General features: G+C 60.5%; 29 protein-coding genes and 2 tRNA genes. 15 read left to right on the top strand and 16 right to left on the bottom strand.

Annotated elements, in window-relative coordinates; genetic code table 11:
* The first annotated feature begins 1 nt into the window (after nt 1).
* The 7 genes from FJ248_06935 (at nt 2) to FJ248_06905 (ending at nt 6,575) form a co-directional block, all read left to right on the top strand.
* Nucleotides 2–943 (top strand): ATP-binding cassette domain-containing protein, encoded by a 942-nt coding sequence (locus FJ248_06935; protein MBM4120615.1) that lies wholly within the window; start codon nt 2–4, stop codon nt 941–943.
* On the top strand, nt 940–1,710 hold the full coding sequence (locus FJ248_06930; protein MBM4120614.1) for a hypothetical protein: 771 nt from the start codon (nt 940–942) through the stop codon (nt 1,708–1,710). The genes FJ248_06935 and FJ248_06930 overlap by 4 nt, the downstream gene beginning before the upstream one ends.
* Nucleotides 1,701–3,221, top strand: coding sequence for a hypothetical protein (locus FJ248_06925; protein ID MBM4120613.1), 1,521 nt, complete (start codon nt 1,701–1,703; stop codon nt 3,219–3,221). Before FJ248_06930 ends, FJ248_06925 begins: the two co-directional genes overlap by 10 nt.
* A gap of 62 nt (nt 3,222–3,283) precedes the next feature.
* Nucleotides 3,284–4,702 (top strand): DUF4340 domain-containing protein, encoded by a 1,419-nt coding sequence (locus FJ248_06920; GenBank protein MBM4120612.1) that lies wholly within the window; start codon nt 3,284–3,286, stop codon nt 4,700–4,702.
* Nucleotides 4,703–4,737: 35 nt separating this feature from the next.
* Nucleotides 4,738–4,814, top strand: a tRNA-Arg gene (locus tag FJ248_06915).
* Nucleotides 4,815–5,305: 491 nt separating this feature from the next.
* Nucleotides 5,306–5,920, top strand: a complete 615-nt coding sequence (locus FJ248_06910) for a hypothetical protein (GenBank protein MBM4120611.1) — start codon at nt 5,306–5,308, stop codon at nt 5,918–5,920.
* A gap of 193 nt (nt 5,921–6,113) precedes the next feature.
* Nucleotides 6,114–6,575, top strand: a complete 462-nt coding sequence (locus FJ248_06905; protein ID MBM4120610.1) for a hypothetical protein — start codon at nt 6,114–6,116, stop codon at nt 6,573–6,575.
* Between the two features lie 91 nt (nt 6,576–6,666).
* On the opposite strand, the gene FJ248_06900 is transcribed toward FJ248_06905, so the two are convergent.
* Genes FJ248_06900 through malQ form a run of 3 tightly spaced genes read right to left on the bottom strand, consistent with a single transcriptional unit; the run spans nt 6,667 to nt 11,768 of the window.
* Nucleotides 6,667–8,043: a sigma-54-dependent Fis family transcriptional regulator gene (locus FJ248_06900; protein ID MBM4120609.1), complete on the bottom strand. Its 1,377-nt coding sequence runs from the start codon at nt 8,041–8,043 to the stop codon at nt 6,667–6,669.
* The gene (locus tag FJ248_06895; protein MBM4120608.1) at nt 8,030–9,214 is read right to left on the bottom strand and encodes a hypothetical protein; all 1,185 of its coding nucleotides are present in this window, start codon (nt 9,212–9,214) and stop codon (nt 8,030–8,032) included. Before FJ248_06895 ends, FJ248_06900 begins: the two co-directional genes overlap by 14 nt.
* A gap of 52 nt (nt 9,215–9,266) precedes the next feature.
* Complete coding sequence (gene malQ, locus FJ248_06890) at nt 9,267–11,768, bottom strand: 4-alpha-glucanotransferase (GenBank protein ID MBM4120607.1); 2,502 nt, start codon at nt 11,766–11,768, stop codon at nt 9,267–9,269.
* A gap of 202 nt (nt 11,769–11,970) precedes the next feature.
* Here malQ and FJ248_06885 point away from each other — a divergent pair, with 202 nt between their 5' ends.
* Nucleotides 11,971–12,867, top strand: a complete 897-nt coding sequence (locus FJ248_06885) for a DUF72 domain-containing protein (protein MBM4120606.1) — start codon at nt 11,971–11,973, stop codon at nt 12,865–12,867.
* A 43-nt stretch (nt 12,868–12,910) separates the two neighbouring features.
* Here FJ248_06885 and FJ248_06880 read toward each other — a convergent pair whose 3' ends face one another.
* The 8 genes from FJ248_06880 to ald form a co-directional block, all read right to left on the bottom strand.
* On the bottom strand, nt 12,911–13,753 hold the full coding sequence (locus FJ248_06880) for a hypothetical protein (protein ID MBM4120605.1): 843 nt from the start codon (nt 13,751–13,753) through the stop codon (nt 12,911–12,913).
* A 181-nt stretch (nt 13,754–13,934) separates the two neighbouring features.
* Nucleotides 13,935–14,309 (bottom strand): cytochrome c, encoded by a 375-nt coding sequence (locus FJ248_06875; protein ID MBM4120604.1) that lies wholly within the window; start codon nt 14,307–14,309, stop codon nt 13,935–13,937.
* Nucleotides 14,310–14,477: 168 nt separating this feature from the next.
* On the bottom strand, nt 14,478–15,176 hold the full coding sequence (queC, locus tag FJ248_06870; GenBank protein MBM4120603.1) for a 7-cyano-7-deazaguanine synthase QueC: 699 nt from the start codon (nt 15,174–15,176) through the stop codon (nt 14,478–14,480).
* A gap of 39 nt (nt 15,177–15,215) precedes the next feature.
* Complete coding sequence (locus tag FJ248_06865) at nt 15,216–15,815, bottom strand: TraR/DksA family transcriptional regulator (GenBank protein ID MBM4120602.1); 600 nt, start codon at nt 15,813–15,815, stop codon at nt 15,216–15,218.
* A gap of 51 nt (nt 15,816–15,866) precedes the next feature.
* Nucleotides 15,867–16,445, bottom strand: coding sequence for an adenine phosphoribosyltransferase (locus FJ248_06860; GenBank protein MBM4120601.1), 579 nt, complete (start codon nt 16,443–16,445; stop codon nt 15,867–15,869).
* Between the two features lie 307 nt (nt 16,446–16,752).
* A complete protein-coding gene (locus FJ248_06855) occupies nt 16,753–17,037 on the bottom strand; it encodes an acylphosphatase (protein MBM4120600.1) in 285 nt (94 codons plus the stop codon).
* A gap of 224 nt (nt 17,038–17,261) precedes the next feature.
* Nucleotides 17,262–17,338: transfer RNA gene (locus tag FJ248_06850), tRNA-Pro, on the bottom strand.
* A gap of 40 nt (nt 17,339–17,378) precedes the next feature.
* Nucleotides 17,379–18,482 (bottom strand): alanine dehydrogenase, encoded by a 1,104-nt coding sequence (gene ald / locus FJ248_06845; GenBank protein ID MBM4120599.1) that lies wholly within the window; start codon nt 18,480–18,482, stop codon nt 17,379–17,381.
* A gap of 99 nt (nt 18,483–18,581) precedes the next feature.
* Here ald and FJ248_06840 point away from each other — a divergent pair, with 99 nt between their 5' ends.
* The 3 genes from FJ248_06840 (at nt 18,582) to FJ248_06830 (ending at nt 19,737) form a co-directional block, all read left to right on the top strand.
* On the top strand, nt 18,582–18,977 hold the full coding sequence (locus tag FJ248_06840; protein MBM4120598.1) for a hypothetical protein: 396 nt from the start codon (nt 18,582–18,584) through the stop codon (nt 18,975–18,977).
* 11 nt (nt 18,978–18,988) lie between these two features.
* On the top strand, nt 18,989–19,342 hold the full coding sequence (locus FJ248_06835; GenBank protein MBM4120597.1) for a (2Fe-2S) ferredoxin domain-containing protein: 354 nt from the start codon (nt 18,989–18,991) through the stop codon (nt 19,340–19,342).
* A gap of 146 nt (nt 19,343–19,488) precedes the next feature.
* A complete protein-coding gene (locus FJ248_06830; GenBank protein MBM4120596.1) occupies nt 19,489–19,737 on the top strand; it encodes a hypothetical protein in 249 nt (82 codons plus the stop codon).
* Nucleotides 19,738–20,001: 264 nt separating this feature from the next.
* On the opposite strand, the gene FJ248_06825 is transcribed toward FJ248_06830, so the two are convergent.
* On the bottom strand, nt 20,002–21,027 hold the full coding sequence (locus FJ248_06825; GenBank protein ID MBM4120595.1) for a squalene/phytoene synthase family protein: 1,026 nt from the start codon (nt 21,025–21,027) through the stop codon (nt 20,002–20,004).
* Between the two features lie 16 nt (nt 21,028–21,043).
* Nucleotides 21,044–21,469 carry a quinol oxidase gene (locus FJ248_06820; GenBank protein ID MBM4120594.1) on the bottom strand — a complete coding sequence of 142 codons (426 nt, stop codon included), beginning with the start codon at nt 21,467–21,469 and terminating at the stop codon, nt 21,044–21,046.
* Nucleotides 21,470–21,629: 160 nt separating this feature from the next.
* On the opposite strand from FJ248_06820, the gene htpX reads away from it, so the two are divergent.
* Complete coding sequence (gene htpX, locus FJ248_06815; protein ID MBM4120593.1) at nt 21,630–22,517, top strand: protease HtpX; 888 nt, start codon at nt 21,630–21,632, stop codon at nt 22,515–22,517.
* Nucleotides 22,518–22,615: 98 nt separating this feature from the next.
* Complete coding sequence (locus FJ248_06810) at nt 22,616–23,110, top strand: glutathione peroxidase (GenBank protein ID MBM4120592.1); 495 nt, start codon at nt 22,616–22,618, stop codon at nt 23,108–23,110.
* Nucleotides 23,111–23,178: 68 nt separating this feature from the next.
* On the opposite strand, the gene FJ248_06805 is transcribed toward FJ248_06810, so the two are convergent.
* Together FJ248_06805 and FJ248_06800 are read right to left on the bottom strand one after the other, a co-directional pair.
* Entirely contained in the window at nt 23,179–23,454 is a 276-nt protein-coding gene (locus FJ248_06805) for a hypothetical protein (protein MBM4120591.1), read from the bottom strand.
* Nucleotides 23,455–23,826: 372 nt separating this feature from the next.
* Entirely contained in the window at nt 23,827–24,393 is a 567-nt protein-coding gene (locus tag FJ248_06800) for a hypothetical protein (GenBank protein ID MBM4120590.1), read from the bottom strand.
* Here FJ248_06800 and FJ248_06795 point away from each other — a divergent pair.
* Nucleotides 24,392–25,924, top strand: a complete 1,533-nt coding sequence (locus tag FJ248_06795) for an MFS transporter (GenBank protein ID MBM4120589.1) — start codon at nt 24,392–24,394, stop codon at nt 25,922–25,924. The genes FJ248_06800 and FJ248_06795 overlap by 2 nt on opposite strands.
* Here FJ248_06795 and FJ248_06790 read toward each other — a convergent pair.
* Complete coding sequence (locus FJ248_06790) at nt 25,889–26,125, bottom strand: hypothetical protein (GenBank protein ID MBM4120588.1); 237 nt, start codon at nt 26,123–26,125, stop codon at nt 25,889–25,891. The genes FJ248_06795 and FJ248_06790 overlap by 36 nt on opposite strands.
* A 116-nt stretch (nt 26,126–26,241) precedes the next feature.
* Here FJ248_06790 and FJ248_06785 point away from each other — a divergent pair, with 116 nt between their 5' ends.
* On the top strand, nt 26,242–26,694 hold the full coding sequence (locus FJ248_06785; protein ID MBM4120587.1) for a GatB/YqeY domain-containing protein: 453 nt from the start codon (nt 26,242–26,244) through the stop codon (nt 26,692–26,694).
* The last annotated feature ends 46 nt before the right edge of the window (nt 26,695–26,740 follow it).

Here is a 26,740-nt window from a genome sequence, read left to right as displayed (position 1 = left end):
CATGATCGACGTTCAACAGATCACCAAACGTTACGGCGACCGCACCGCGATCGAGCGGGTCAGCTTTTCCGTGAGCAACGGCGAGGTCCTCGCCTTTCTCGGACCGAACGGCGCCGGCAAAACCACCACCATGCGCATCCTGACCGGCTTCATGCCGGCCACTGAGGGCACGGCGACGGTGGACGGATTCGACTGCTTCGCGCAGCCGATGGAGGTGAAGCGCCGCATCGGCTATCTGCCGGAAACCCCGCCGGTTTACCAGGAATTGACTGTCACGGAATATCTGACCTTCACGGGCCGTCTCAAACACATGCCAGCCGCGGCACTCCGTCAACGGCTGCCGCTGGTGATCGAGCAGACGTCCCTTGGCGACGTACGGCACCGCTTAATCGGCAACCTGTCACGCGGCTATCGTCAGCGTGTCGGGCTGGCCCAGGCACTCCTGCACGATCCGCCCGTGCTGATCCTCGATGAGCCGACCACCGGCCTCGACCCCAAGCAGATCATCGAAATTCGGCAGCTCATTAAGAGCCTGGCCGGTTCGCATACGATCATTCTTAGCACTCACATTCTGCCGGAGGCGACCGCAGTCTGCCAGCGCGTTGTCATCATCAACGAGGGCCGGATCGTCGCGGTGGACACGCCGGAACATCTGTCGGCGCGGCTGCGCCGCTCAGAAACAATCAGCCTGACCGTGAAAAACCCGCCGCCGGATTTCGCCGACAAGTTGCGCGGCCTGCCCGGCGTGGTCAGCGTGTTCTCGCAGGCCACCAGCAGGGCCTGGCTGGTCGACTGCGCCCTGGGCCACGACCTCAGGGACGAACTGGCCCGCGTCGTCGTCACGAACGGCTGGGGGCTCCAGGAACTGACCACGATCTCGATGACACTCGAGGACGTCTTCCTCCGGCTGACGCAACACGATGCGCCGGAGGTGCAGGCATGACCGCCGCACAAGCCATCGCCAGACGCGAGCTGCGCTCGGCCTTCACCTCGCCGATCATCTACGTCGTCGCCGCCGTCTTCGTCCTGATTTTTGGCATGCTGTCCTATATCGCCGTCGTGAACGCCAGCGCACAGTCCATTCGACTCATGCAAATCCAGGGAATGGCGGCGAACATCAATCTGAATGATCTGGTCTTCCGTCCCACGTTCTACAGCGCGGCCATCATCCTGCTACTCGTCTTGCCGCTGCTGACCATGCGCGTCTTCTCGGAGGAGCGGAAGCTGCGGACCTTTGAACTACTGATGACCTCGCCGGTCAGCATCAGCGAGATCGTCGCTGGAAAATTCGCCGCCGTGCTCCTGATCTACCTGAGCATGCTAGCCTTAACCGGGGTCGTCCCCGTCGTGCTGGCGGTCTTCAACAGTTTCGACTGGGCGCCGGTGTTCACCGGTTATCTTGGCCTGCTCCTCATGGGCGCGCTGTTTCTCGCCGTCGGCCTCTTCGCCTCGGCCATGACGGAAAACCAGATCGTGGCGGCGTTCCTGAGCTTCGGCTTGCTCCTGCTCGTCTGGCTACTGGGCGCCATGGGCTCCATTCTGGGCGACACGCCCGCCGGCAATGCAATCGCCTATCTCTCCTTTATTGAGCATTACGACCGACTGGTTCGTGGCCTGATCGACACGAAAGATCTCGTGTATTATGTCTCCGGCATTGTGTTCATGCTCTTCCTGACGCACCGGGTCGTGGACTCGCAGCGATGGGCATGAACCGGCTCGCGTCCATCCTCGGCATCGTCGGCGCCTCGCTTGGCGTAGGTGGCTTTATCGCTTACAGCCTCACGCCCGACGCACTCTGGCTCGTTTCTCTGTGCGAGGGGCTCGCGCTCATCGCCTTGATCGCGTTTTTCGTCCTGCATTTTGAAACACTCAAGGCCTTCTCCACGCGGCGCTCGACGCGCCTGGGCGCCCACAGTGTGCTGATGGTCGCGCTCTTGGCGGGCATCCTGGTCATCGTGAATTTTCTGGCGGCTCACCACGTCATCCAATGGGATGTCTCTGAGACCCAGCACTTCACGCTCGCACCGCAAACGCATCGCGTGCTACGCGGGCTGACACGCGAGGTCCGGATCACGGTCTTCACTCAGGAGCGCAGCGCGGCCTTTAATACGTATCGCGACCTGCTCGACAGTTACCGTTCTCACAGTAACAAGCTGCGCGTCGACTACGTGGATCCGGACCGGAAGCCTGGCGTCGCCCGCCAGTACAGCGTGACCCGGGCGGACATGGCCGTTGTCGAGAGCGGTGGGCAGACCACCCGCGTGGCCGCCGCTTCCGAGGCGGAGCTCACCGGCGCGTTGATCCGCGTGACACGGGACCAGAAAAAACGGATCGTCTTCCTTGAAGGGCACGGCGAGCGGGGCGTGGACAATCCGAACAAGGACGGCATCTCGACCGTCAAAGCGTCGCTGGAGAAGCAGGGCTACGAGGTCGGCACGCTGACCCTCGTGCAGGAATCCGCCGTGCCCGCCAACACCGCCGTGCTTGTCCTGCCCGGTCCGCGGCGGCCCGTCACGGGGGAGGAGCAGGAACGGATCGCGCGTTACGTGGACCGCGGCGGCCGTCTGCTGGTGCTACTGGATCCGGAGTCGCAGGCCGGCCTCGATCCGCTACTCGCACGCTGGGATGTGACCACGGGCAAGGGCGTCCTGGTGGATTTTCAAGATAAGCTGGCGCAGGGCGGTATTAATTTCCTCCTGGTCCGGCGGTTCGTTGAACATGAAATCACCCACGACTTGACGTCCGTCGTGCTGTTTCCTGACTCGCACCACCTCAATTTTGACGAGAAGACCTGGACGGTCACGCCGCTGGCGCAGACATCGCCGCAGAGCCGGGCCGTCATGCACGCGAAAGGTGGCGCGTTCCAATTGAATGACCGGGACGACATCAAGGGCCCGCTGAGCCTAGCGGTAGCCGGCGTGCCGAAAAAGCTCGCGGAGGACGGTCAGCGCCAGCCCGCGGTCGTCGTTGTCGGCAACTCGTCGTTCGCCAGCAATGCCTACATGAATTTCCCCGGCAACACAGACTTCCTGCTGCACATTATGGGGTGGCTGGCCGAGGAGCGCGAGTTGATCTCGATCATGCCCAAGGAGCCAGCTCTGCGTCCCTTCATTCCGAATCCCCTGCAGGAACGGACGCTTCTCTATGTCCAGGTGCTGTTGCTGCCCATCGTGACGGTCATCTGGGGACTGACGACCTGGCGCCGGCGGAAACGCTTGTGAGCGCAGAGTTGAGCGTATAACGCGATGATTTGCTCGCCCCCTCTCAGGATCGTCTCCCCTCAATGCCCACCTGTTCATTCTCCACTGGCCCACGTATGAAGCAATACGGTCCGACCATTGCCTTAGCGGCGCTGCTGGCAGGGCTCGGCACCCATCTTTACTTCGTCGAGATGCCGTCCGAACAGATCAAGACGCGCACTGAGGCCGAGGCCAAAAAACTCTTGCCCTTCACCGATCAGGAGGTGATCGGCCTGACGGTCCGTTCGGAAGCGGGCCCTGCTGTCGTACTTGCGCTGGACGACAACCGGACTTGGACCATCACCGCCCCTATCAAGACCGAGGCCGACGCACAGGCAGTCGGTGCCATCCTTCGGGAGCTGGCGCTGGGCACGGTCAGCCGGGTCGTCGAGGAGCAGGCCGCATCGCTCGAGCCGTATGGACTGGCGACCCCCGCCGTGACCTTCACACTCACGGCAGGCGACCGAATGGAAATGCTCGCGCTGGGAGACATCGGACCGCTCTCCTCCACACTCTACGTGCGACGTGGCACGGACCAGAACGTGTTGCTCACCGATCTTCCGCCAAAACTGGTGCTGAACAAGACCCTGGCCAATCTGAGAAAGAAAGAAGTCCTGCCGGTGCAGCAGGCCAAAATCGACCGGCTGCGGCTGCAGAATCCCAGAACGGAAGTGTTACTGGAGCGCCTCCTGGACGACAAACAAAAACAGCGCTGGCAACTTCGCTTCCCCATCGACGCCCGGGCTGACCAGCCTGAGGTACGCAATCTGTTAATCAAACTCGAAGACCTTAAAGCCCTTGCGTTTGTGGACCCAGGACCGGAACGGGACAACCTGGCCGCCACACTGGGGACCCCGCTCATCAGGCTGACCGCCACCATGGGCGGCGTGGATTACACGCTGAAGCTCTACCAGCCGGTTCCCTCCAGCGGCGAGGCCTTCGCTGTAACGACGCCCGCCGCGCCGATTTATAAGATCAGCCAGACCGCCCTCCATGATTTCACGAAGGATGTGCTGGCCCTACAAGACAAGCGCCTGCTCGGACTTGAGGCGGAGGATATCGTCGCCCTGTCCATAAAGACACGCGACCAGCAGTACACCATCAAGATCGACGTGACCGGATGGGTGCTGGAAGACGATCCGACAAAGGAAATCGACCGTAACGAAGTCATTGTGCTACTCGGACGGGTCAGTAGTTTTCCTTCAGAGTTTCGGGTCGTGAAGGACGCGGGGCCGCTGGCCCCCTACGGCCTTTCGTCGCCGGCTGCGGAACTCATCGCCACCGCCAAGAACGGCGCCAAGGCTCGTCTCGTCCTAGGCAAACGAACCGGTGGGCTGGTCTATGCGATGGGCACCGGCCTGCCCGGCATCCACCAGGGCCGGGCCGACCTACTCGACCAAATCCCCACGCCTGACGCGCTCTACGTCAAACCCACCGTCCCCACCGTACCCCCCACTCGCTAGACTTTCTCCGCCTGGGCGAGTATCGTGCTTACCACGCCCCCGTAGCTCAGTTGGATAGAGCGTCGGTTTCCTAAACCGCAGGTCACCCGTTCAATTCGGGTCGGGGGCACCAAATTCGACACTGAAAAAGTTGTACATTTTGTATACTTATCGGTTCTAAATAATTGATTTTGTTGTCAAAAAGTTTTTCGTTAGCCGCTTTTCGTTTGTTTAATTCGTATCGGGCCACCATCTTTCAATCACTCCGAGAACTATAATGCGCATACTTTACCCATCGTGATTGTACGCTGACATGCATCCAAAAACTTTTCGTCCTCAGCTTTTAAATTACAATCGGGGGAATACTACAACTTGGGTTCTAGAAAGTAGGATGAAGATCATTGACTCTAGTGGGCAGGCTGGTTTGTACGGATCTGCATGCCAGGCTGGTTTGAATTCGAAGCCTCGCCCTGCCGCTCTTTTCATTTTCAGACCAAATAGTTTTACCGCATAAGTCTTTGCTCGGATTGAGCTGAATGGGTTAAAATGGGACGTGTGACGAAAGTTTTAAAGTTGACGAATGTGAAAAACTCATGACCGCCTTTCTGTCCGGAGAATAACCACGTGGACAACCGCTTCATGCCCAACCGACACCCTCAGGAGAAGTTGGCGCAGGCACAGCTGGCACTCACCGCTGGACTGACAGTGTTGATTTTCGGGGTGGATCTGATGCTTCCGCGCGGAGTCGCCATTCCAATGCTGTACATCGTTCCAATCCTGATCTCCACGGACTGCCGCCAGCACTGGTTCCGAGTAGCGGTTGTGGTCGCCTGTACGGGACTGACTCTCCTGGGCTATTTCTTTTCTTCACCGGGCATCCCGGGCTGGATAGCCGTCAGCAACCGGGCATTGGCCATCACCGCCATCTGGATCGTTTTTGCCCTGGCCTGGCAGCGGACGCAGGCCCGCGCGCAGGCGGATTGGCTGCGCGATCTGCTGCCGATATGCGCCTCCTGCCGCAAAGTCCACGACCACACGGGTCACTGGAACCAGGTGGAACAATATCTGGAAAGACAGACCGGCACCAGGCTGACGCAGGGCATCTGCCCGGATTGTCTGCAAACGTGGTATCCGAACTTTTACCCGCAGGTGGCGGAACAGTTTCCCGACCTGTTCAAAGACGCCCCCCGGACTATCGTGGGCGAGAACCGCCTGCGTGTAGCCAGAGAGCGCCCATGACACGGAAACACGGACGGATCAGGATATCCTCTTTTACTGGATATACCCGAGCGGCCAGACGCACTTCTGTTGCGTGTACGATCCAGAAGCCTGCGGGGGCGATCCCACTGGGCCGGGAAAGAACCTGACCCGCTAAGTGGATGGCCAGCGCGTCAAAATGCGCGTCTCATTGAAGTAATCGCATGGAGCGCCTATGTCGGCTTCCCCTTACGCCTTGCTCATGATCCTCACCGGCACACTGCTGGGCAGTTGCTCCGCCACACCAGCCCAACCGTCCGCCAGCACCGCCGATGTCATTCTGGAAGCCCCCGCTTCAGCTGTCCGCCACGCCCTCGTGGAGGTACTGACGCAGGGCGGCTACGAGGTTGAGCGGGACGCCAACAGCGACTCGGAGATCCGGACGGGCTATCGGAAGGAAATCTCCAACTACAACTGGCTCTATACGTCGCGGTTCGGCATCATGCGCAGCAAGGTCACGGTCACGCTCGCCGCTGAAGACGAGACGTCCACGCGCATCACTGTTCAGGTCTGGTACGAAGGCAAGTCCGGCGACTGGATGCCACTGACAAGCTCTTGGGTTCCCTATGATGCAGCCGTCCCACAGAGCGCGGCCAATACCATTCAATTGGTTAAAAACGAACTGGGGCTACTGTAAAAGCACAGGGCTCATGGTTGATGGTTATAGGGACGGCGCGGGTTGTCCGCCGCTCGTGCATCAACCATAAACTATGTCCCCTGAACCATTCCTACTCCGCGTTCTCCTCCCCCAAATCGATCTCGAACCGTTTGGCCATCCGATAAAGCGTCCGGCGGTCGATGCCGAGAATTTTGGCGGCGCGGACCTTGTTGCCGCCGGTTTCCTTGAGCACTCGGCTTAGATGCCGCTTCTCGACTTCGTCCAGTGAGAGCAGCGCGTCGCCGTTGGCCTCCGACCGCGCCGCCACCTTGCGGACCGCCTCCGGCAGATCGTCCACCATTATCAGCGGGCCCGGCGCGAGCGAGACCGTCCGCTCGATGAGATTTTCCAATTCCCGCACATTCCCCGGCCAGTGATAGCGCTCGAGCAGCGCTATGGTCTCCGGCACAAAGCCGCGCACCGGCTGATTGCTGTCTGTCGACACTTTGTGAAGAAAATGATGCGCCAGCATGGGAATGTCTTCTCGCCGCTCGCGCAGCGGCGGCAGGACGATGCGCACGACATTGAGCCGGTAAAAGAGATCTTCCCGGAATTGGCCGTCCTTGACCATCCGCGCCAGATCGCGATTGGTCGCTGCCACGATTCGGACGTCCACCTTAATGGGTGCGGTGCCGCCGACGTGCCGGACTTCCTGTTCCTGAATCACGCGCAACAATTTCACCTGCAACGCCGGGCTAATGTCCCCGATCTCATCGAGAAAGAGCGTGCCCTGATCGGCCGTTTCGAACAGCCCGCGCTTGGCCGTCACGGCGCCGGTGAAGGCGCCCTTCTCATGGCCGAACAACTCGGATTCCAGCAACGGCTCCATCAACGCCGCGCAGTTGACAGGCACGAAGGGGCAGTTTTTCCTCAAGCTGTTTGCATGAATGGCGCGCGCCACCAGCTCCTTACCCGTGCCGCTCTCGCCCTCCAGCAACACGGTGCTCTTGCCCGACGACACGCGCGCGACCAGCTTGTAGACCTCCAGCATGGCCGGGCTGCTACCAATCAAGTGTGCCCATTCGTCACGGCCGCGGAGTACTTCGCGGAACCGCGTATTCTCCCGCACCAACCGGCTGTGCTCCAGGCTCCGCTTGACGACCAGTTTGATTTCTTTCTTTTTGAAGGGCTTGGCCAGATAATCGTAGGCGCCCTGTTTGATCGCCTCGATGGCCCCGTCCATGGACCCAAATGCCGTGAGTAGAACGATGGCAGTCTCCGGACTGCGCTGCCGGAATTCCCGCAAAACGGCAAGTCCGTCCACCGTGCCCATTTTGATGTCCGTCAGCACGACGTCAAATTGCCTGGTCCGTCCCAGCGCGATGGCTTCCGCACCACCGCCCGCGATCTCGACCTCATAGCCGTCCTTTTCCAGCGCGTCGGCCAGCAACTTGCGCGCGACGGCATCGTCGTCCACGACGAGAATCATACCGCTAGACCCGCTCATGGATCTCCTTCGATGCGCTCGGGGCGCCGGTTGCTGGCAGAGCGATCTCGACCCGGGTGCCCCTGCCGACCACGCTGTCGATAGTCAGCGAGCCGCGGTGCGAGGCGACAATTTCTCGGCTGATAAACAGGCCTAAGCCCGTCCCGTCTCCGATCGCCTTGGTGGTAAAAAATGGCTCGCGGGTCCGCGTCACATGTTCCTCCGGCATCCCGCATCCCGTATCGTGCACGGTGAGCGTCACCATCGTATCGCAGGGCGATTCGCCTTCGCGCTGACGCTCCTCCAGCTCGGCGAGCGTGGCCGCCCGCCGCCCCACCACCAGCACGACTTTGTCGCCCCGGTTCGTCGCCGCCAGCGCATTGGTGAGCAGATTCACCAAGACCTGCCGGAGTTGCTCCGCATCGCCGAGAATCACGGCCGGCGTGAAACCGAGTTCCGTTTGCAAGCCGACCCCCTTGCCGAGATAGGCTGGCTCCATCAGGGCCACGACTGAGGCGGCTAGCTCATCCGCCCGCACCAGCGCACGGGCCGGCTTGGGCTGCCGCGTGAGGGACAGCTTATCCTTGATGATACGCACGACGCGGTTGAGCTCCGAGTCAATAATGGCGATCGTTTTTTTCATCTCCGCCGTCGCCAGCGGATCCTCCGCCAGCGTCTGCACCTGCCAGGCGATAGAATGCAGCGGAGTCCCCACTTCGTGCGCCACTGACGACGCCAGCAAGCCGAGCGCCGCGATGCGGTCAGACCGGTTGAGCTTGTCTTTGAGTTCCACGAGCTGCGCATTTACTGCAAGAAGCGCGGCCCGAGCCTCTTCTTCCCGCGCCTTCCGCTCTTCGCGTGTCATCGCAAAATAGGCCACGCCAGTCAGAATGCCGACAACCAGCGTCCGGTTGATCAAGACCGCCGTGAACCGCTCGCGTTTCTTCGTCGGCTGCAACAGGCCCATGTACGTCACAGCGACACACAGCGCGACCGTCAGATACATCAATTTGCGGTTGCGGACCGTGGCGATCAGGAGGATGGGGACGATCAAGGCGTAGGCCCCGACGACAGTGAGCGGCGCGACGGATTCAAAAATGGCGATGCCGGCAAAGACGGCGAGCGCTAGGCCGATGACAACGGCATTCTTGGCCTGTGTCAGTTGTCGAAGTACGCGCAGCGGATTGGTCATGGATTGTGCAGTAAAGGTACGCGAAACCGAGGCCGCCCGCAACGGGCGTCAGTCAGTCTGGCAGCGGTCGCCCAGCGCGCAGGGAGGCCGTCACGCGACGCACGCGGACATCGTCCCGCACCTGTTCCAACGCAAGCGCCACCTTGCGGGACCAGTTGGTGTAACTCTCGACCGTGCCCGGCACATTCATCTGCTCCGTTTCGCCAAGCAGATCCTCCAGACTGACCAGCATGATCCACGACGGCGTGCGGCCGAGAAAATCGTGGATCGCTTGGCACAGATCCGTCGTCATCGGCTGCTGTGCTGCCGCATCGGCTGTCAAACCCAGCGGCAGCAGACCGGCCTCCGCCAGTGCCTGCGCCATGCGCCGCTTATCCTGCGCCCGGCCTTCGCGCGCACGGTGCGCGGCGTCCTCATCACAATAAAGCCCCAGCCGCACGCGCATCTCGATATCGCGTCCCGCCCAGAATCCAGCGAGTGTGGGCAGATCGTGCGTCGTCACCACCGCCATCGCTTGATAGGGATACGCATCCGGCCCCTTCCAACGATTTGGATCGGCCCGTTCGAAATAGAAGACCCGATACGACAGGACCCTCGCCGCGGCTAACCTGTCGCGGACCTCATCCGAAACCGTGCCGAGATCCTCACCGATGATGACTGCCCGGTTTCGGACACTCTCCAGCGCCAGAATGCCCAATAAATCGTCGGCCGGATACCGGACGTAGGCACCGGCGGAAGCCGGCATGCCGCTAGGAATCCAGAACAGCCGGAACAGACTCATCACGTGGTCAAGGCGGAGCGCACCGCCATACCGCAAATTTCGCTGGAGCAATTCGACAAAAAATTCGTAGCCCGTTTCGCGCAGCCGAACCGGATTGAGGGGCGGCAGCCCCCAGTTCTGCCCCCGCGGTGAAAAATCGTCCGGCGGACAGCCGCACTCTGCCTCCAACGCGAACACTTTTTGATAGGCCCAGGCGTCGCTGCCGTTCCGATCGCTGCCGAGCGCCAGATCGTGATAGAGACCGACCGGCATGTCGCATGCGCACGCCCGCATCGCCGCCGCGCCTAACTGGTCAGCGGCCAGCCATTGCACGTATTGGTGATAGCGGATGCGCGCGCGATGCGTGACGCGAAACGCGGCCACGCTCGCGGAATCGGGCAGGCGGTACGGCTCCGGCCATTCCCGCCACGTGCGTAGCAGCGGATGCTGGCGGCGAATGTCTTCGGCCAGTGCGTGGAACAGGGCGAACTGCTCCAGCGGCTTCCCCTCCTCCTGTACATACCGGGCAAAAGCCCGTCCCCGGTCCGTCACGGGAGCGAGGTCCGGCGCATTTAGATCCTGCCCGCCCAGATGCCGCTCGTGAAAGGTGGCGAAGAGAAATTCCAAGGCGGTGCACTTGGCCGCTGCCACCTGCTCATAGTCCACGTTCTCGCCCGCACGGAGTGCCGCCAATCCCCGTTGAAAGCCCTCGTCCCCCACCATACGCTGGGCCGGCAGACAGCTTTCGAAATCAGGCACCGCCTGGATATCCAGATACAACAAATTAAGGAAAAGCCGACTGGTCGGCGAATAGGGGCTGATCTCATAGGGACGGCAGTTGTTGAGCGCGTGCAGCGGATTGAGGCCGATCAACCCCGTGCCCAGATCCTTACCCGCCCACTCGACCAGCGTGGCCAGATCGCCGAAGTCTCCCACGCCCCAATTGCGGGCCGAGCGGAGCGCGTAGAGCTGAACCGAAAGTCCCCACAGGCGGCGATGCCGTTCGAATTCTGGCGAGGTGTAACAGGCCGGCGGCACGATGATCAGACGCATCCGGCCCTCGACCTGACGCGATTCGGACACGACTTTGACCACCACCTCGTAATAGCCAATGGGCAGGCCGGCAGGAACCGGCAGATCGAAGCGCACGTGGCGCAGCCCGTCCACTGTACGGGTCTCCACCAAGGTCAGGCCCGACCCGACGTCTCGCTGTTGAACCACTGCCCCCTGTTCATCGCGCAATGTCCACGAAGCGGAGACGGTGCGATCCTCCGCCTCCTGTGACGGCAGGCGTACCGACCAGACACCCGACTGCGCGTCGCTACGCACGACCATGGCCGGCTCGCAGACGCGCCGCCATGGGGCGTCATCAAGTTCACCCAGCGCGCGCCGCACCGCGTCTGTCGTATCCGCGTGCACACCCATGGCGGAGAGAATGACCCGCCGGGTGTCGTCGGACGTCTCGTGCCGACGCCCCCAAATGTCGTGGTAGTCCGACGCAATGCCGTACCGCTCCGCCAGCCGAAATAACAGCTCGCCTGCCTGATGGTCCATAGGTGCGAGTGTCGGAAAAGCCCGCGGGCAAGTCAAGGAAACAGCAATTCCCGGATGGCTCCCTGCGAAGAGTTCAGGTACAATTCCGACCATGCTCAAGGTCGCGTCCTGGGCACCATGGTAGCCGTCAGCTTCGTGGGCCTTCTCACCATCATTGATACACCCCAGCGCATAACGGTTCTTGGGCTTGTGCCCCTCGCTGGGGGTCTTCTGATCGGCGTCCCCACTGGTTTCTGGCACCTCGTGCTTCTTTCAGGGGTGCTGTCGGCGCGCATGGCACTCCCGTCAAAGTGGTGGTGGAGTCCAGAGGATCTACATTTTCATTTGACGGAATCGGAACTCGCGCGCCTGTGGCCCTGGTTCACGACCGGCGGAATCGGCTTCGCGCGCTGGCTCGTCAGAGCCCTAGCCGCCATGTCCGGTCTGCTGGTGAGGTAATCGCGTGCTGCCGGAGTCCGTCCGATTGGGAACCAGTTCGTGGGCCTATGAAGGCTGGCAGGGGCAGGTCTATCACCGGTCGTATGCCAAGCATCGCTTCTCGAAAGACTGCCTCGGCGAGTATGCCGTCTATACGTATCGCCGCGTCCCGCTGTTTCGCGCCGTTGGCCTCGATCACAGTTTTTATCGGCCACCCTCCGTGTCGCAGCTTGCGCATTACGCAGCGCAGGTACCGGACGATTTCCACATCTGCCCAAAGGTCTGGGAGGACATCACGATTCCGGCCTACGCTGACCACCCCCGCTACGGCGACAGGGCCGGCAAGGCCAACCCGCACTTTCTTGACGCCGCCTGGTGCGATGAGATGGTGCTGCGCCCTTTGCGCGAAGGACTCGGCCTGCACGCCGGTCCGCTAATTTTCGAGTTTCAACGATACGGTGGAGAACCGGCAACCTTTCTGCCGGCGCTGGACCGGTTTTTCTCGCAGCTGCCACAAGGTCGATACGCTGTGGAAATCAGAAATCCGTTCATCCTGGGACCTCGCTATGCGGGCATCCTGCGCGCGCACGGTGTCGCCCACGTCTACAACCACTGGACCGCCATGCCGCCGCTCGCCACACAACACGAGAAACTGGGCGGGCGCTTCACGACGCCACTTGCCGTCGTGCGGCTGCTGACGCCGCTTGGACTGACTCACGCCAGGGCCGTTGAGCGGTTCGCACCGTATCGTGCGCTCGCAGTGCCCCAGCCAAAGATGCGGGCGGATGTGCTGGCGCTCATCCGGCAGGCACTGGACGAGCAAACACCGATCTATGTCCTGGCGAACAATCGCGCGGAAGGCAACGCACCTGCGACAATTCAGGCGCTGGTGGATGGGATGGACTCCCCCGCGAAGAATTAATCGGCCGGCGACGGGACGCAGATCCCGCCGCCGCCATCACCCTCTACTTGCCGGCAGACACCGGTGGGATATTGATGCCGATCCGTTCCAGCCCCATGATCACAGTCAGGGCCGTCGGCGAATGCTGCACGATTTCCTTCTGCACTTCGATCCGCCGCAGATCCACGAACTCCAGCGCCGTCAGGCCCAGCGACTCACGGTAAGCCCTATCGGCGATGCCGCGCTGCTTTTCGGCCTTCTCGCGTGCCTCTTCCGCCTTCTGAAATTCGACCATCGTGATCCGCCGCTGCTCCTGCTTGATCGTCTCCGCCGTCTGATCCAGCACCCCCCTGGGAGGCAGAATGCTGCCGACCACAACACGATTGAGCACGATCGGCATTTTATTTTTCTCGACAATCCTGCTCCGCACTTCCTGGTCAATGGCATCTTGCAGTTTCGTTCTAGTCGCTGGCTTCGTCGTCAATTCGAACAGCGGATACTTCTGCACCTCCTCGCGGACGATTGTCCGGAAGGCCTCTTTCACATTGTTCACGTACCAGTGTGGGCCGAAACGGGTGACGAGGTCAGGCGACCGGCCCGCCATCACGTTGGCGATAAAAAATGCGTCGAACGACACCGGCGCGTTTTCAGACGAGATGATGTCGAAATGCTCCGAGTACTGGATGGGGCGGATGTCCACATCCACGACCTCGGTCGTAATCGCGACGACCTGCCGGCCGGTCGTGATGGGCACTGGATCCACGCCGCCATGCCCCAGTAAAAATGGTTTCTCGACCAGCACGCCCTCGTGGCCGGCGTCCACCGTGGCGTAGATGCACCCTGATAGCGGGAACAGCAGGAATCCGGCCATTGCCAACCGCAACCAATTTCCCCTTAGACAGCTCATGGTTTCCTCCTACTTCGTTGCGCCTCGAATAGATCGCGTGGTTCAATCGAACATGTCAGCGGACTCTTCGCGGATCACAACCATTTCGACTGATTACGAGCTTATAAGGCACCCGGCAGCAAGTCAACAGGCCTGCCCCGCGTGAAAATGACAAGGAATAAAAACGGAACGAACGGTGTGATTAATAAATGCCGGCCTGGCGCTGCAACCATCGGACATACTTGATGATCTCATCCACATCGGCCGGTGTCACAGAGGAGATTTTTGGCATGTTGCCGAACTGCCAGTGATGGGCCCGGACGCCCAGCGCGGCAGCCCGCTGGAAAGCAGCATCGCCATGATGATTTGGTTCATAGATTTTATGGACGAACGGCGGCCCCTGCTGGGTGCCCATTCCACGCTCGCCATGGCACACTTGACAGTGGGCTTTGAACTTGGTTTCGCCCGCTTTGAATTCGGCCGGTGTGGCTGGCACGTCCGGTTTCGAAGCCGCCGATCCAATTACGGGAGCAGCCATCGCCAGCAGCACGGTCATGAACAGTACGCCGCGTGTCATGTATTCACTTCTTTGCAGAGGGATCGCCTGATGACGATCCGCCAAATTGGTCCGCGATCATCCGGGCCGTCCGTTTGGCCGTCACATACCGGTAGAGCCGCGCGGAGACCGGGATGGCGATCACCAGCACGATGATGAGATACATGAAAAATTCTTCCGGCGAGACGCTCATGTGCGTACCACATCCTTCACATAGGCAATCGGATCAGCGATGCCGGCTTCCTTGAATCCCTTCAGCCGGATCTGGCAACTGTCACACCGCCCGCACGCATCCCCGTTCGGCGCGGGGTCGTAACAACTGTGCGTCAGATGGAACGGCACGCCCAGCGACAGGCCTAAGTTGATAATCTCCATCTTGGAGAGTGTTACCAACGGCGCCTTGATGGCAATCCCGCTTCCCTCGACGCCGGCTTTCGTCCCCAGACGGGCAACCCGTTCGAAGGCTTGCAGATATTCAGGGCGACAGTCGGGATAGCCGGAGTAGTCTACCACATTGGCGCCGATGTAGATGGCCGAGGCCTGCACGGTTTCGGCATAGGCCAGCGCCAACGACAGAAAGATCGTGTTGCGGGCCGGCACGTAGGTGGAGGGGACGCCGTGGTGCCGTTCGGCTGTCGTGCGATCCTTCGGTACGACCTCGTCTGTCGTGAGCGTGGACCCACCGATCGCCCGCAAATCGATCTCCAGTACGCGATGGTCCTCAGCGCCGAGCGCACGGGCCACCTGTTTCGCTCGCTCCACTTCGATGCGATGCCGTTGGCCGTAGAAAACGGTCAGGAGATGCAGCCGGTAGCCGTCACGCGCCGCGACGGCGGACGCCACGGTGGAGTCTAGGCCACCGCTCGCTAGTACAACCGCCCTAGAGATGCCAGAGGACATAGGGATGCGCGGAGAACGCACCGCAGGTCACTGCTCACGTTCTTCGCCCTGCTCGATCTTTTCGATGAGTTCCTGCTTGGTCTGGCACGCCACGCACAGCTTGGCGAAGGGCACCGCCGCCAGGCGCTTCTCGTTGATCTCGACACTGCACTCGTCGCAGAGCCCGTAGGTGCCATCCCCAAGGCGGCTCAGCGCCTGATCGATCAACTGGCGCCGCTTGTTGCGCATCTCCATCAGCGAGATGCCCAACTCGCGATCCAGATCCATCAACGACTGATCTCCGACGTCCATTGCGGATTCCAGCCGACGGCGCTGGTCCTCCGTCAGGGACGCACCTAGATTGCCAGTGATTTCCTTCATCAGCTCCTGGCGCTTGTGCGTCAGCATTCGGTGCAGTGCATCGCGCCGCTCAACTGCCATAGGCTTTGTCGGCTTCTTCACGGCCACAGGCGCCGCCGACACCACCGGCTGGGCTTCAAGCAATTTCAGGACCGGCACAGCCGGCCGCTTGGCCGCGGGCTTGGCAGTAGACTTGCGGACCGGTTTACTCGCAGATGCCTTCTTGGATTTCGACTTGCCTGGCATAAACTCAATGCTCCTTGGCCTTTGAAAAAGGGGGACATTCATACCATGCCCCCCCTACGTTGACAAGCCCTGAACCGTGCGGGATGGAGACGTTTATGAGGAGTACGTGATCAGCGAATGTATGGGGCAGCCGTCGAGTTTGTCCCGCCCCTTGAGAAACGTCAGTTCGACCAGAAACGCGACACCGACGATGTCCGCACCCAACTGGCGCAGCAGATGCACTGTGGCCGCTGCGGTGCCGCCCGTCGCCAGTAAATCGTCCACGATCAGCACGCGCTCGTCCCGTTGCACAGCATCGCGGTGGATCGCCAGCGAGTTAGACCCGTATTCCAGGTTGTATCGCACCTCAAAACTCTCAGCCGGCAGCTTCCCCGGCTTGCGCACGGGCACGAACCCGGCGCCGAGCCGGTCCGCCAGCGGACCGCCGAGAATGAATCCGCGCGATTCAATCCCGACGATTTTGTCGATTTTTTTTCCGCGATACCGGGCCGTCAGTTCGCCCAACACCGCGCGGAACGCACGCCCATCCTTCAGCAGTGTCGTGATGTCATAGAACAAAATGCCGGGCTTTGGGAAATCCGGCACTTCCCGGATCAGCGCCTTGTAATCCGTTGCGGCGCGGCCAGCCTGTCGTCCCGAGCGCCTGCTCGCCGTGCGTTTCTTCACTGTCATCATCAATCCCTCGCCGTCATGGATGGACCTGCGATCATGGCTAGCATCTTGCCAACCGCTTCGTTCTCGATCTACCAAACCTCTCGCGGGGCCGGCTCAAGGCCTCCCCGATCACTCTCAGCGTCTGCTCCTCCGGCCTGGCCGTCCAGGCCGTCTCACAGAGTGCTCATCCGCTCCTCCCGCTCCGAAAGCCGCTGCGGCTAGGCCGTCGCAGCCCCTTGCGAACCGACGGCTTCACGAGCGCCTTGCACGATGAACTGGACGATTTTTTGGTCGGGTGTTTTTCCGTTAACATTCGCACGAGCACTCACCCGAGAATATGAAACTCACGTTCACCGCTGATGGCCGTCTCCCATTGTACCTGCACGTTTCGAACGCGAGCCATCGGTGTTCCCATCCACAGCGACTTGATCAGGCTCTCAATCGCCGGACGGCTTCCCTCTACGTCCACCTCCACCCGTCCGTCATCGAGATTACGTACGCCTCCGCACAACCCTTTTTGAACGGCCACCCGCTGGGTAAAGGCCCGGTAGCCGACGCCCTGTACCCCACCGCTGACCCAGATATGTGCGCGCACAATAGCCGGGGACATCATCACATGAGGCCACTCGTATTAAAATGAACGACACTAGGATAGAGAAGTGACCAGGAAAAGACAATGCAAGAGGGGACGCGAAAAGAGGGCCCGGCTTACAGTAGTTGCTCAGGCGCCAAGAACCCGGGCACGGAACGTGACGTAAACAGGACAGATTTTTACAAGGTGGCTGACTACCCGAGGCTCGCGAAACACGCGACGCGGGTTTCGCGAGCGACCGGTGGTCGGGGCGAGAGGATTTGAACCTCCGACTCCTGCGTCCCGAACGCAGTGCGCTACCAGGCTGCGCTACGCCCCGATCGATCCTGGTGAGGTTTTCGCTTGCGGTCTGCTTGCCGTCAGTTGAGCGGGTCGAACCGAAGACCGTGCGCGTCGGCGACTCCCTGACAGGTGATCCGCCCGTCCTTCACGTTCACGCCCCGGGCCAGCCCCGTATCGTATCGGATCGCTCGTTCCACGCCAGCAGAAGCAAGCCGGACTATAAAGGGTAGCGTCGCATTGGTCAAGGCTAAAGTCGACGTGTGCGGCACGATGCCGGGCATGTTCGTCACACCATAGTGCAGGACGCCGTCCACTTCGAACACCGGATCGGAATGGGTCGTCGGCCTCATGGTTTCGACGCAGCCAGCCTGATCCACTGATACGTCCACGATCACGGCACCTTTCTGCATACGGCCGACCACAGCCCGCGACACCAGCGTCGGCGTCTTCGCACCGCGCACCAGCACCGCGCCGATCACGAGATCGGCCCGTTCGACTTCCCGGGCGATCGACGCCTGACTCGCCGCCAGCGTCACGATCCGCCCCTGGTACAGATCGTCCAGCCGACGCAATTGGCCCAGGTCGGCTCCGATCACCGTTACCTGCGCGCCCAATCCTACGGCAATCCGTGTCGCCGCGCTGCCGACCACGCCGGAGCCCAATACCACGACCCGGCCCGGCGCCACGCCGGGTACGCCGCTCAGCAGCACGCCCCGCCCGCCGCGTGTCCGTTCCAGGTAGTGCGCGCCGACCTGCACGGACATGCGCCCGGCAATCTCGCTCATAGGCGTCAGTAGCGGCAGGCTCCCATCGGGCGCCTCCACCGTTTCACGGGCAATGGCCGTGATCTTTGCCTCCACGAGCGCCTTCGTCAGTTCGGGCAGCGCCGCCAGATGCAAATAGGTGAAGAGCGTCTGTCCCTGACGGAACAGCGCCACCTCGGAGAGCAGCGGCTCCTTCACCTTCACGATGAGCTCCGCCTCGCGAAACACCTGCGCCTTCGATGAGGCGAGGTGCGCGCCAGCTTTTCGGTACTCATCGTCTGAAAACCCGCTGCCCTCACCGGCTGACGGCTCGACCCACACCGTGTGCCCAGCCTGACACAGTGCCGCAGCTCCATCCGGTGTCAGGCCAACGCGAAACTCGTGATCCTTGATCTCTTTGGGCACACCGACAATCAGCATGGCCCCATTATACCGCACGTTCCCTGCAGAATCCTCTCGCTGGACAGGTTCAAGACCGCTCATGTAAGATGCGCCCGTTGATTTTGGAGACGCGCCATGGCCGAGACAAACCCCTCCGCTGGACGCTGCGATGCTTGCGGCGCCGACCGTAACCCGTTGATGAAACTCTCGCTTGGTAAGGATTTCTTCGGACGGACCTACGACCGCCTCTCGCCGTCGTCAGATGCCAGCCCCAAATGGTATTGCGAAGGGTGCTCGATGCAAAAAAATCTCCAGCGCGATTTTCGCGACATCAAAGCAGAGTTCGACAAACTCAATGTCGGCCAATCCTCCGTGATGAGCACAGCTGAGCCCTTTCAACGCGCACAGTTACGGCTGCGGGAAATCCAGGCTCTGCTCGGGGCCCAATCAGGAGCGCGCCTGGTTGAACCGGCCGATGTCTCCTCGCTCCTGCAGCGGGTGCAGAACCACAAGGCTCCGGCCTCCGCCTGACCCGCACGGCCATGCCGGCCTTCAAACGTCACATCTTCGTCTGTACCAACAAACGCCCTGCGGACGATCCGCGCGGGTGCTGTGCGGCGCGCGGCTCCGAACATCTTCAGGAATGCTTCAAAAAAGAAGTAAAGCGGCTTAATCTCAAGGGCGTGGTGCGGGCCAACAAGGCCGGCTGCCTGGACCACTGTGACCTCGGCCCCAGCGCCGTAATTTATCCGGAAGGTGTGTGGTACTGGGTGGGCACCGAGGCGGACGTGACGGAAATCGTCGAGCGCCACGTCGTCAAGGGCGAGATCGTCGAGCGGCTGCTGATGCCGGATCATCCCGTACCGAAGAAACTGGAGCCGCTTGGAAACGTGTGACGCGTGCCTCGTGCAGCGTATCTGGTTTTGGAAATTCCGGCGCGTTACGAAATACGAGCTAAGAACACCGTGACAGTGAGGACCCTGTGCCGAAAAAGAACATGCTGGAGATTTTCTCGCAAGGCCTTTTCGAAGGAGTTGAACCCATGATGCTCGTTCGCGATCACCTCGTTCGCCATCCCGACCGCTGTACGCACAACGGCGTTTGCATTCCCGTCTGCCCGACCGGCGCCTGGCTCTCGACGCCGCCGCTCAAGTTTGACGCCTCGCGGTGCATGGAAACCTGCCGCCTGTGCCTGGATGCCTGCCCGTCGCAGGCAATCTACGCGGTGTATCGCAAGGGCGAGAAGCTGCTGGAGCCGACAAAGGCCCCCCCGGCTGGGGGACACAAGTAGCGCAGGACGGGCCGCGATGCCGCTCGCTTACCCACCGCCTGGAACAGTCCCGGCCGCTGCACCGACTTGGCGGCGCGCACACACGTGGCCCTTCTTATTCGCCGCACCGCGCACCATTCCAGGCTTTTGCTCGGAGAACCGTTCGGGCATGCCTTCAGCCGTAAGCTGGCTCCGGTAGACCGATGAGGCGAGCGGCCAAATGAACGACGTCAATAGCCAGGAGAGTTTACCGCATCATGCCGGCGCCGGAGAGTTCGCCCTTTGTCAGCCGATCTGTTTCCTTAGCCAGCCCCAGTAGGCCGTGCCGACGTAGCCGCAGGCGCCGGTGAGGATCGTCAACGCCATCATCCGATAGACGGTTCCACGCGAAATCTTCACGGTGACCGCCGGATTCAGCAGCTCGGGCGACGCCAGCACCAGCCGCAGCGTTTCGCCTGCCGACAGGATCGGCCACATGCAGGAGAGCCGCAACCGGATCTCCTGCCGCGGAAGCGCCATCGTGTAGATCCAGCCCTGGTCCAGATGGGCCCGCGCCATTTCAGCAAGCCGTCTGAGAATCGGACGAAACTTCGGAAGCGATTCGGAATTGAGCAGATCGGCCGGTGTGAGCCCTACCTCCGTGAGCCACGGTTCCGGCACATAGCACCGCCCGCGCCGCAGGTCCCTCGACAGATCCTTCACGATGTTCGTCAACTGCAGGCCCTTGCCGAACTGGACGCCAAGCGCGGACATTTCTCTCACGTTCCACGCCGCCAGCGGCGGCAGATGCCCACACATGAGATCAGTCCAGAACTCGCCAACGCAGCCGGCCACGAAATACGCGTACTGATCCAACTCCTCCGGCGTCTTCAGCGCGACCAGCTTGTCGCCCGGGAAGAGCCAGAGGTCCATGTCCATGCCGTTGGTCAGCGTAGTCATTAGGCGACGAATCCTCAGACGGTCGTCGTCCGTACAGTTCTGATAGAGATGGAAACAGTCCTCGAGCCGCTGGATCAGCACGCGCTCGGCGGAATCGGCCTGGTGCGGAGCCAGCGCGGATTGAATGCTGCGAATCGCGTCCCAGTTGATCTGCGGGCCGGCGAACTGACCTCGGAACTTGGTGAGGAACTGCGTTCGGCGTGCGCGCTCAATGACCTCTGTATCGGCGATTGTGTCCGCAGCGCGGGCAAACAGATAGGCCAGGCCGACCTGGTCCCGCACCGAACCAGGCACCACGGTCAGCGTCGTATAGAACAGCCGCGAGACTTGCTTGAGGAGGTCGCGCAGCGGCGCGCGTTTAGCGGAATTGATATCCGTAACCACTCCATTATTTGACTTCTAGCTTACCTTCCATCCCCTGTTCTTTGTGACTGGGGCGAAAGGGAAACTTTCGGTCGCAGTAGTAGCGGTATAGACCGGGCTTGGTCGGCGTAAATTTCACCCGGGTCGGCTCGCTATGACCGACATCCTCTTCGATGACGATATCGGCATCCGGCTCTTTCAACAGGAAATTGTGCGGGACAAACACAGTGGCTCGGATCAACATTAATTCAACAGGTATACCCGAGTGGACAATGAGGTGGCTCGGCGCATAGGAATAGCTGTCGAGCGTGATGGTGGCGCGCTGGATACCATCTACGCCAAGTTCGGCCGTCACGGGCGCGGCGGAAGTCGTCGTGTCGGCATGAATCATGGAGCTGGCCGGCCACAGCAGGCATACGGCCATCAGCATTCGCAGAACTGCCAAGTGCATGTTTTCCTTCTAACAGAAGCTGAAAAACCCGTCAATAAAGGGCTTGACGGCACACGGTGAGGCTTTATCTCTACTCTGCCTGCTGATTTTTCGTTATTGGTCTTGTATAATACGTACGCAGTCGACAGGCTGGCATCCAGCAAGGGCTAAGGAGGATTCCATGAAGTGGATGAAAGGAATTGGGTTGCTGCTGATTTCGAATCTGTTGATCGGCGTCGCCTTGTTCGTCGTCTTCAACGTGCTCGCTTACGTCGTGCTACCGGCCTTTGGGATCGATATCCGCGGCTCGATTAACGACATGATGCTGCTCTATGCCTTCGTGCTCGGCATGGGGGGCGCCTTCCTCAGCCTGGCGTTTTCAAAGCAGATGGCCCGCGCCATGCTGCACTGCACACAGATCACCCAGCCGCGCACCCACGCTGAACAGGTCATCTATGGCTCTATCCAGGAAATTGCCCGCCGGCTTGAGATTAAGATGCCAGAAATTTGGGTCTACGATTCGCCTGACCCCAACGCCTTCGCAACCGGCCCTTCGAAAAACAATGCCATGGTTGCCGTCTCGACTGGCCTTCTGAACAATCTGAACGAAAAAGAAGTCCGCGCCGTGCTGGCCCACGAGATGGGCCACGTGTTCAACGGCGACATGTTCACCACCACCGTGTTGGCCGGCCTGATGAATACCTTCGTGTACTTCATCGCCATGTGGGTCCGCCGGCTTTTCGCCGAACGTGACCAGGCCATGCTGGGCTTTGTGGTCTCCATCGTGCTAGAGATCGCGTTGGGCATTCTGGCGATGCTCGTGATCAACTGGTACTCGCGGAAGCGGGAATTCCAGGCCGACGCTTTCTCGGCTAAAGTCTATGGCAAGGATTCGATGATCGCGGCATTGCAGGGCATTGACCGCTGGATGAATCGCGCGCAGATGGAATACGCACCGCAGGATGCGCTGGCGACGATGAAGATTGCCGGCAAGTCGGGGGGGCTGATGAGCCTCTTCGCCACGCATCCGCCGATCGAAGCCCGCATCGCAGCACTGCAGAGACTCTAACCTGAGGGGGCCTTATGAAGACACTTGCACTGGTCGGCCTGATCGTACTGGCAGTACTCACCGGGGGCGCGCAGGCCTCTGAGAAAGGACCACTGGTGATGGCCGCACAGACCGGAAGTATTTACGACTTTACGATGGACGACATCGACGGTAAGCCGACCCCGCTGAGCAAATTCAAGGGGAAGGTGCTGCTGGTGGTGAACACGGCTAGTTTCTGCGGGAACACCCCGCAGTATACGGACCTGGAGACGATCTACGAGAAGTATCAGGCGCGCGGGCTCGAGGTACTGGCCTTCCCAGCCAATAATTTTGGCCAGCAGGAGCCAGGCACCAATCAGGATATCAAGGGTTTCTGTCTCACCAAGTACAGCGTCAGCTTTCCTCTCTTCAGCAAGATCAGCGTCACGGGCTCCGACAAGCATCCGCTGTATCAGTACCTCACCGAGCGAAGCTCCTTCCCCGGCGAAGTCGAATGGAACTTTCAGAAATATCTGGTGGACCGGTCTGGCAATGTGATCGCCCGCTTCCATCACCGGACAAAACCGCTGTCGCGTGAAATTGTACAGGGGATCGAAACGGCGCTGGGTAAATAGTTGTCAGTTCTCGGTGATCAGTGCTCAGTTTCTGGGCTAACTGCCCATTTGACACTGTTAACTGATGCCTAGCCTTTCTTAATGAAAATAATGTGGGGGCGGTACTCCTGAATTGCCGCCCCCAATGCGCTTGAGCCTCGCGGGATATTGGCCTCCAGCGTGTTCTCGACCTCCGTATCGTCAATCACTACTTCATAGCGATCCTGCCGATTCGTAAGCACCGGCCCGCCCGGTGCCGCGTCCCGCTGGAGAAAAATTTCTTTCCAGACTTCCTTTTCCACGAGACACACATCGCGAAATCGCTCATAAAGCAGCGCCAGTTTTTCCGGATCTGTTACCTTCATCGTGTCGGCCTACCCCTTACCCTGCTACCTGTTGCCCTGCGCGCTTTATAAATTCAGTGGTCATGCCCGCAGCCTTCCCCGTCAGACGGCATCTTGGGTGGCGCTGGGATATTGGTCATGTTCAAGCCTGTCGGATCGGGCGTTGAGACCCCGACTGCGCCTGACCGTGCAGCAAACAACGAGAATACACGCTGGATCGGCGCCTCGCACTCCCGGCACTTTGTCAGTGGCTGCTCCGAGAGACTCTGAATATACTCCTTGCGCCCGGAGCAGGCCGGCTTCCGGAGGCATTCCACAGCGAGATATTCGTAGATGGGCATATTAATTAAATGAAGTAGAAACGATGCCGGATGAGCTGTCGGATGCGATGGATCATTTCTTTGGCGTAGACGACGGCTGGTCCGTGATGGTGAATTTCATCGTCCCTACCTGATTGGCTGCGTGAAACGGCTGTTGGCCGAGCGGCGTGATGAACAGCTTGACCAGATACTCCCCCTGTGACCAGTTGCCAGAGGCCGGCTTTTTCAACTCCAGGTAGCCGTAGCGCTCGTGACCCGGGACTTCAAGCACGTCCTTGCCAGCCGCCTCGGCTGAGGGCCGGCCATTCTTATCGAGCAAGAACCACTGTGCGCTGAACTGGGCGGGGTCTTCCAGCGGCGCTACCTCAAATACGATATAAACCGCCGGCGCGTCCAGTGCAAACTGCGTCGCGCCGGGGTCGATTGGTTTCAGCCGCGGATCCTGCGTGTACCAGCCTTTGCGTCCGAAACTGTCCCATTCCTCCTGAAACCCGCGCGCCATGTGGATGGACACGAAGAGCGACTGCGGAATGCCCAGCTTCTGTTGATCGAAGGACGGCAGCTTGGACGGATCGATATCACCGGTGTTGCGCTGTTCTTTTGGCGCCCGCGGATCGCTGGCATACGCGAGGCTTGCCATGGTAAGGGCGCCGAGGAGGACAACTGCCGGAAATCCTACCCCGTCGCGGCCGATGTGCTGCATAGATTCAGCCTACTGCATGGGTTTTCAGGAATGCAACCAAATCGCCGAAGCCCGCCCCGAACTCTGCCTGCCCACATTCAGGTATAATGTGGGCTATAATGCACTCGTGTCCACCTCCACCGATTCTTACGAAACCGCCAGCGAACAGAGCCGACGCGCCGGCATCCGCGACGGCGCCTGCCAGGCCCTCATGCAGGGTAGTGGCGAGCAGTATCTGTCCGCTTTTGCGCTTCTTCTCCAAGCGTCGCCGTTTCAGATCGGACTGCTCTCCGCCCTCCCGCAACTGGTCGGTACCTGGACGCAACTGCTCTCCGTCAAGGCCCTGAACCGGTTTCAGCACCGCAAAACGATTATGCTCGTGGGCGCCAGCGGTCAGGCACTCTCCTGGCTGCCGTTGCTCGCGCTGCCGCTACTGGCTCCAGCCGACGGCCCCTGGATTCTCATCGCCTGCACGGTAGCCTATTTCGGACTTGGCCACTTCGCCGTACCGGCCTGGAACAGCCTGATCACCGATCTCGTCCAACCCCATGAACGGGGCGCCTATTTTGCACGTCGCCTGAAGGTCATGACGGTCCTAAGCTTCTCCGCGCTCTGCGCCGCCGGTCTTGTGCTGCACTGGGCGGAGACGCGCACACGAGCCTGGGGGGGCTTCGCGCTGATCTTCCTAGCCGCCTCTACCGCACGGCTGCTCTCTGTGCGCTATTTAAACCGCATGGACGAGTCCGCCGCGCCCGCTACGCGCGAGGCCAAATTCCGGCTGTTCGAATTTCTCCGCCACGAGCGGAGCAGGAATTACCAGCGCTTTCTCTGGTTTTCCGGCCTGATGCACGTCTGCGTCCTGATTTCCGGCCCCTACTTCGTGATCTATCTGCTGCGGGACCTGCATTGGTCCTATTGGATGTATGCCTCATGGTTGGCCGCTGGCGTGGTGGGACAGTTTCTGACGCTGAAGCCGTGGGGACGGCTCGGCGACCGCTTTGGAAACAAGAAACTACTCGTGGCGACCGGACTGACCGTGCCGTTTCTGCCGATGCTCTATCTCATCAGCACGGATTTTGTTTATCTACTAGGCGTGAATTTTTTCGGTGGATCGATCTGGGCAGGGCTGGCACTCGGTCTGCAGAATTATGTCTTTGACGCCGTGCGTCCAGAAGACCGGGCTAAGGGGGTCGCTGTGTGGAACACGATTAATGCGATGGGCTGGTTCGCAGGCGCGATGCTGGGCGGTTGGCTGGCCACGGTGGTGCCGGCTGAATTCTCGCTGGCTGGCCACGACTGGCGCCTCGCGTCCAATTTACAGGCGGTCTTCTTTATTTCCGGCATCCTGCGGCTGATGGTCTCGCTCAGCCTGCTGCGGACATTCAGGGAACCGCGTCTGGTGGAGCCGATCTCGCACCGTCGGCTCGTGGCTGAATTACCGTTCGTGAAGCCGCTAACCGACGTCCTGTCCGGGCGGGAAAGCCGCTAGTAACAACGGTAAGTGCCCGCCGTCGAGAGATTTGTTCTCGTCCTTCGTGTAATGGTGTTCGTCCTGGTTCATCTTGTCGAAGAACCGACCGGAGTGAGACGGCATCGCTCGCTGCGATGGGGCCGGGGTGGCCTTCTCCTCAGCACAGCCAATCGTTATTAGCCAGACCACCGATACCAGAAACGCCAACAGGGTTTTCATACAGGCCTTCTTCCCAGCAACTGAGCATCATGCGGCCCCGACGTTCTTGACTCCGTCCTCCCCGCGGACTATTCTCGCCTACATCGCAATCGCATACGCACAAGGAAAGGGATTCCATGTCGCTTCAGGACCGCCTCTCAGACGACCTCAAAACCGCCATGAAGGCTAAGGATCAGCTTCGGATGGACGTCATCCGCATGATCAAAGCGGCCGTGCTCAACAAGGAAATCGAACTGAAGAAGACGCTTGATGACGCGGAGATGAGCAAGCTCATGGCCAACCTTGTCAAACAACGGCGTGAATCCATCGAACAGTTTCAGAAAGCCAACCGCGACGACCTGGCCGCCAAGGAGACCAAGGAGATTGCCATCATCGAGAGCTATCTGCCCCAAGCCGCCTCCGCGGATGAAGTCGCCCAGGCTGTGGACGCCGCCATTAAGGAAACCGGTGCCACAGGGACGAAAGACATGGGTACTGCGATGAAGGCCGCGATGGCCAAACTGGTGGGAAAAACTGTGGACGGTAAACAGGTCAGCGACTTAGTCAGATCGAAGCTGAGCAAGGGATGAACTAAAAAACTGATTGGTCTCTTCTGGGGTATAACTTGCGTGAATT

This window comes from Nitrospira sp., from assembly GCA_016873435.1.
GTDB lineage: Bacteria > Nitrospirota > Nitrospiria > Nitrospirales > Nitrospiraceae > VGXF01.
The sequence above is the reverse complement of the archived record's forward strand: the minus strand, read 5'-3'. Positions and strand labels throughout refer to the sequence as shown.

Coding starts and splice junctions, on each gene's coding strand:
- FJ248_06880 (MBM4120605.1), bottom strand. CDS start 13,753: ATGAGCTGTCTAAGGGGAAATTGGTTGCGGTTGGCAATGGCCGGATTC.
- FJ248_06865 (MBM4120602.1), bottom strand. CDS start 15,815: ATGAATGTCCCCCTTTTTCAAAGGCCAAGGAGCATTGAGTTTATGCCA.
- FJ248_06805 (MBM4120591.1), bottom strand. CDS start 23,454: ATGAAGGTAACAGATCCGGAAAAACTGGCGCTGCTTTATGAGCGATTT.
- FJ248_06795 (MBM4120589.1), top strand. CDS start 24,392: ATGGTAAGGGCGCCGAGGAGGACAACTGCCGGAAATCCTACCCCGTCG.
- FJ248_06935 (MBM4120615.1), top strand. CDS start 2: ATGATCGACGTTCAACAGATCACCAAACGTTACGGCGACCGCACCGCG.
- FJ248_06855 (MBM4120600.1), bottom strand. CDS start 17,037: ATGTCCCCGGCTATTGTGCGCGCACATATCTGGGTCAGCGGTGGGGTA.
- htpX (MBM4120593.1), top strand. CDS start 21,630: ATGAAGTGGATGAAAGGAATTGGGTTGCTGCTGATTTCGAATCTGTTG.
- FJ248_06905 (MBM4120610.1), top strand. CDS start 6,114: ATGTCGGCTTCCCCTTACGCCTTGCTCATGATCCTCACCGGCACACTG.
- FJ248_06860 (MBM4120601.1), bottom strand. CDS start 16,445: ATGACAGTGAAGAAACGCACGGCGAGCAGGCGCTCGGGACGACAGGCT.
- FJ248_06785 (MBM4120587.1), top strand. CDS start 26,242: ATGTCGCTTCAGGACCGCCTCTCAGACGACCTCAAAACCGCCATGAAG.
- FJ248_06790 (MBM4120588.1), bottom strand. CDS start 26,125: ATGAAAACCCTGTTGGCGTTTCTGGTATCGGTGGTCTGGCTAATAACG.
- FJ248_06925 (MBM4120613.1), top strand. CDS start 1,701: ATGGGCATGAACCGGCTCGCGTCCATCCTCGGCATCGTCGGCGCCTCG.
- FJ248_06840 (MBM4120598.1), top strand. CDS start 18,582: ATGGCCGAGACAAACCCCTCCGCTGGACGCTGCGATGCTTGCGGCGCC.
- FJ248_06810 (MBM4120592.1), top strand. CDS start 22,616: ATGGCCGCACAGACCGGAAGTATTTACGACTTTACGATGGACGACATC.
- FJ248_06875 (MBM4120604.1), bottom strand. CDS start 14,309: ATGACACGCGGCGTACTGTTCATGACCGTGCTGCTGGCGATGGCTGCT.
- FJ248_06920 (MBM4120612.1), top strand. CDS start 3,284: ATGCCCACCTGTTCATTCTCCACTGGCCCACGTATGAAGCAATACGGT.
- FJ248_06930 (MBM4120614.1), top strand. CDS start 940: ATGACCGCCGCACAAGCCATCGCCAGACGCGAGCTGCGCTCGGCCTTC.
- FJ248_06900 (MBM4120609.1), bottom strand. CDS start 8,043: ATGAGCGGGTCTAGCGGTATGATTCTCGTCGTGGACGACGATGCCGTC.
- FJ248_06895 (MBM4120608.1), bottom strand. CDS start 9,214: ATGACCAATCCGCTGCGCGTACTTCGACAACTGACACAGGCCAAGAAT.
- FJ248_06830 (MBM4120596.1), top strand. CDS start 19,489: ATGATGCTCGTTCGCGATCACCTCGTTCGCCATCCCGACCGCTGTACG.
- FJ248_06800 (MBM4120590.1), bottom strand. CDS start 24,393: ATGGCAAGCCTCGCGTATGCCAGCGATCCGCGGGCGCCAAAAGAACAG.
- FJ248_06835 (MBM4120597.1), top strand. CDS start 18,989: ATGCCGGCCTTCAAACGTCACATCTTCGTCTGTACCAACAAACGCCCT.
- FJ248_06820 (MBM4120594.1), bottom strand. CDS start 21,469: ATGCACTTGGCAGTTCTGCGAATGCTGATGGCCGTATGCCTGCTGTGG.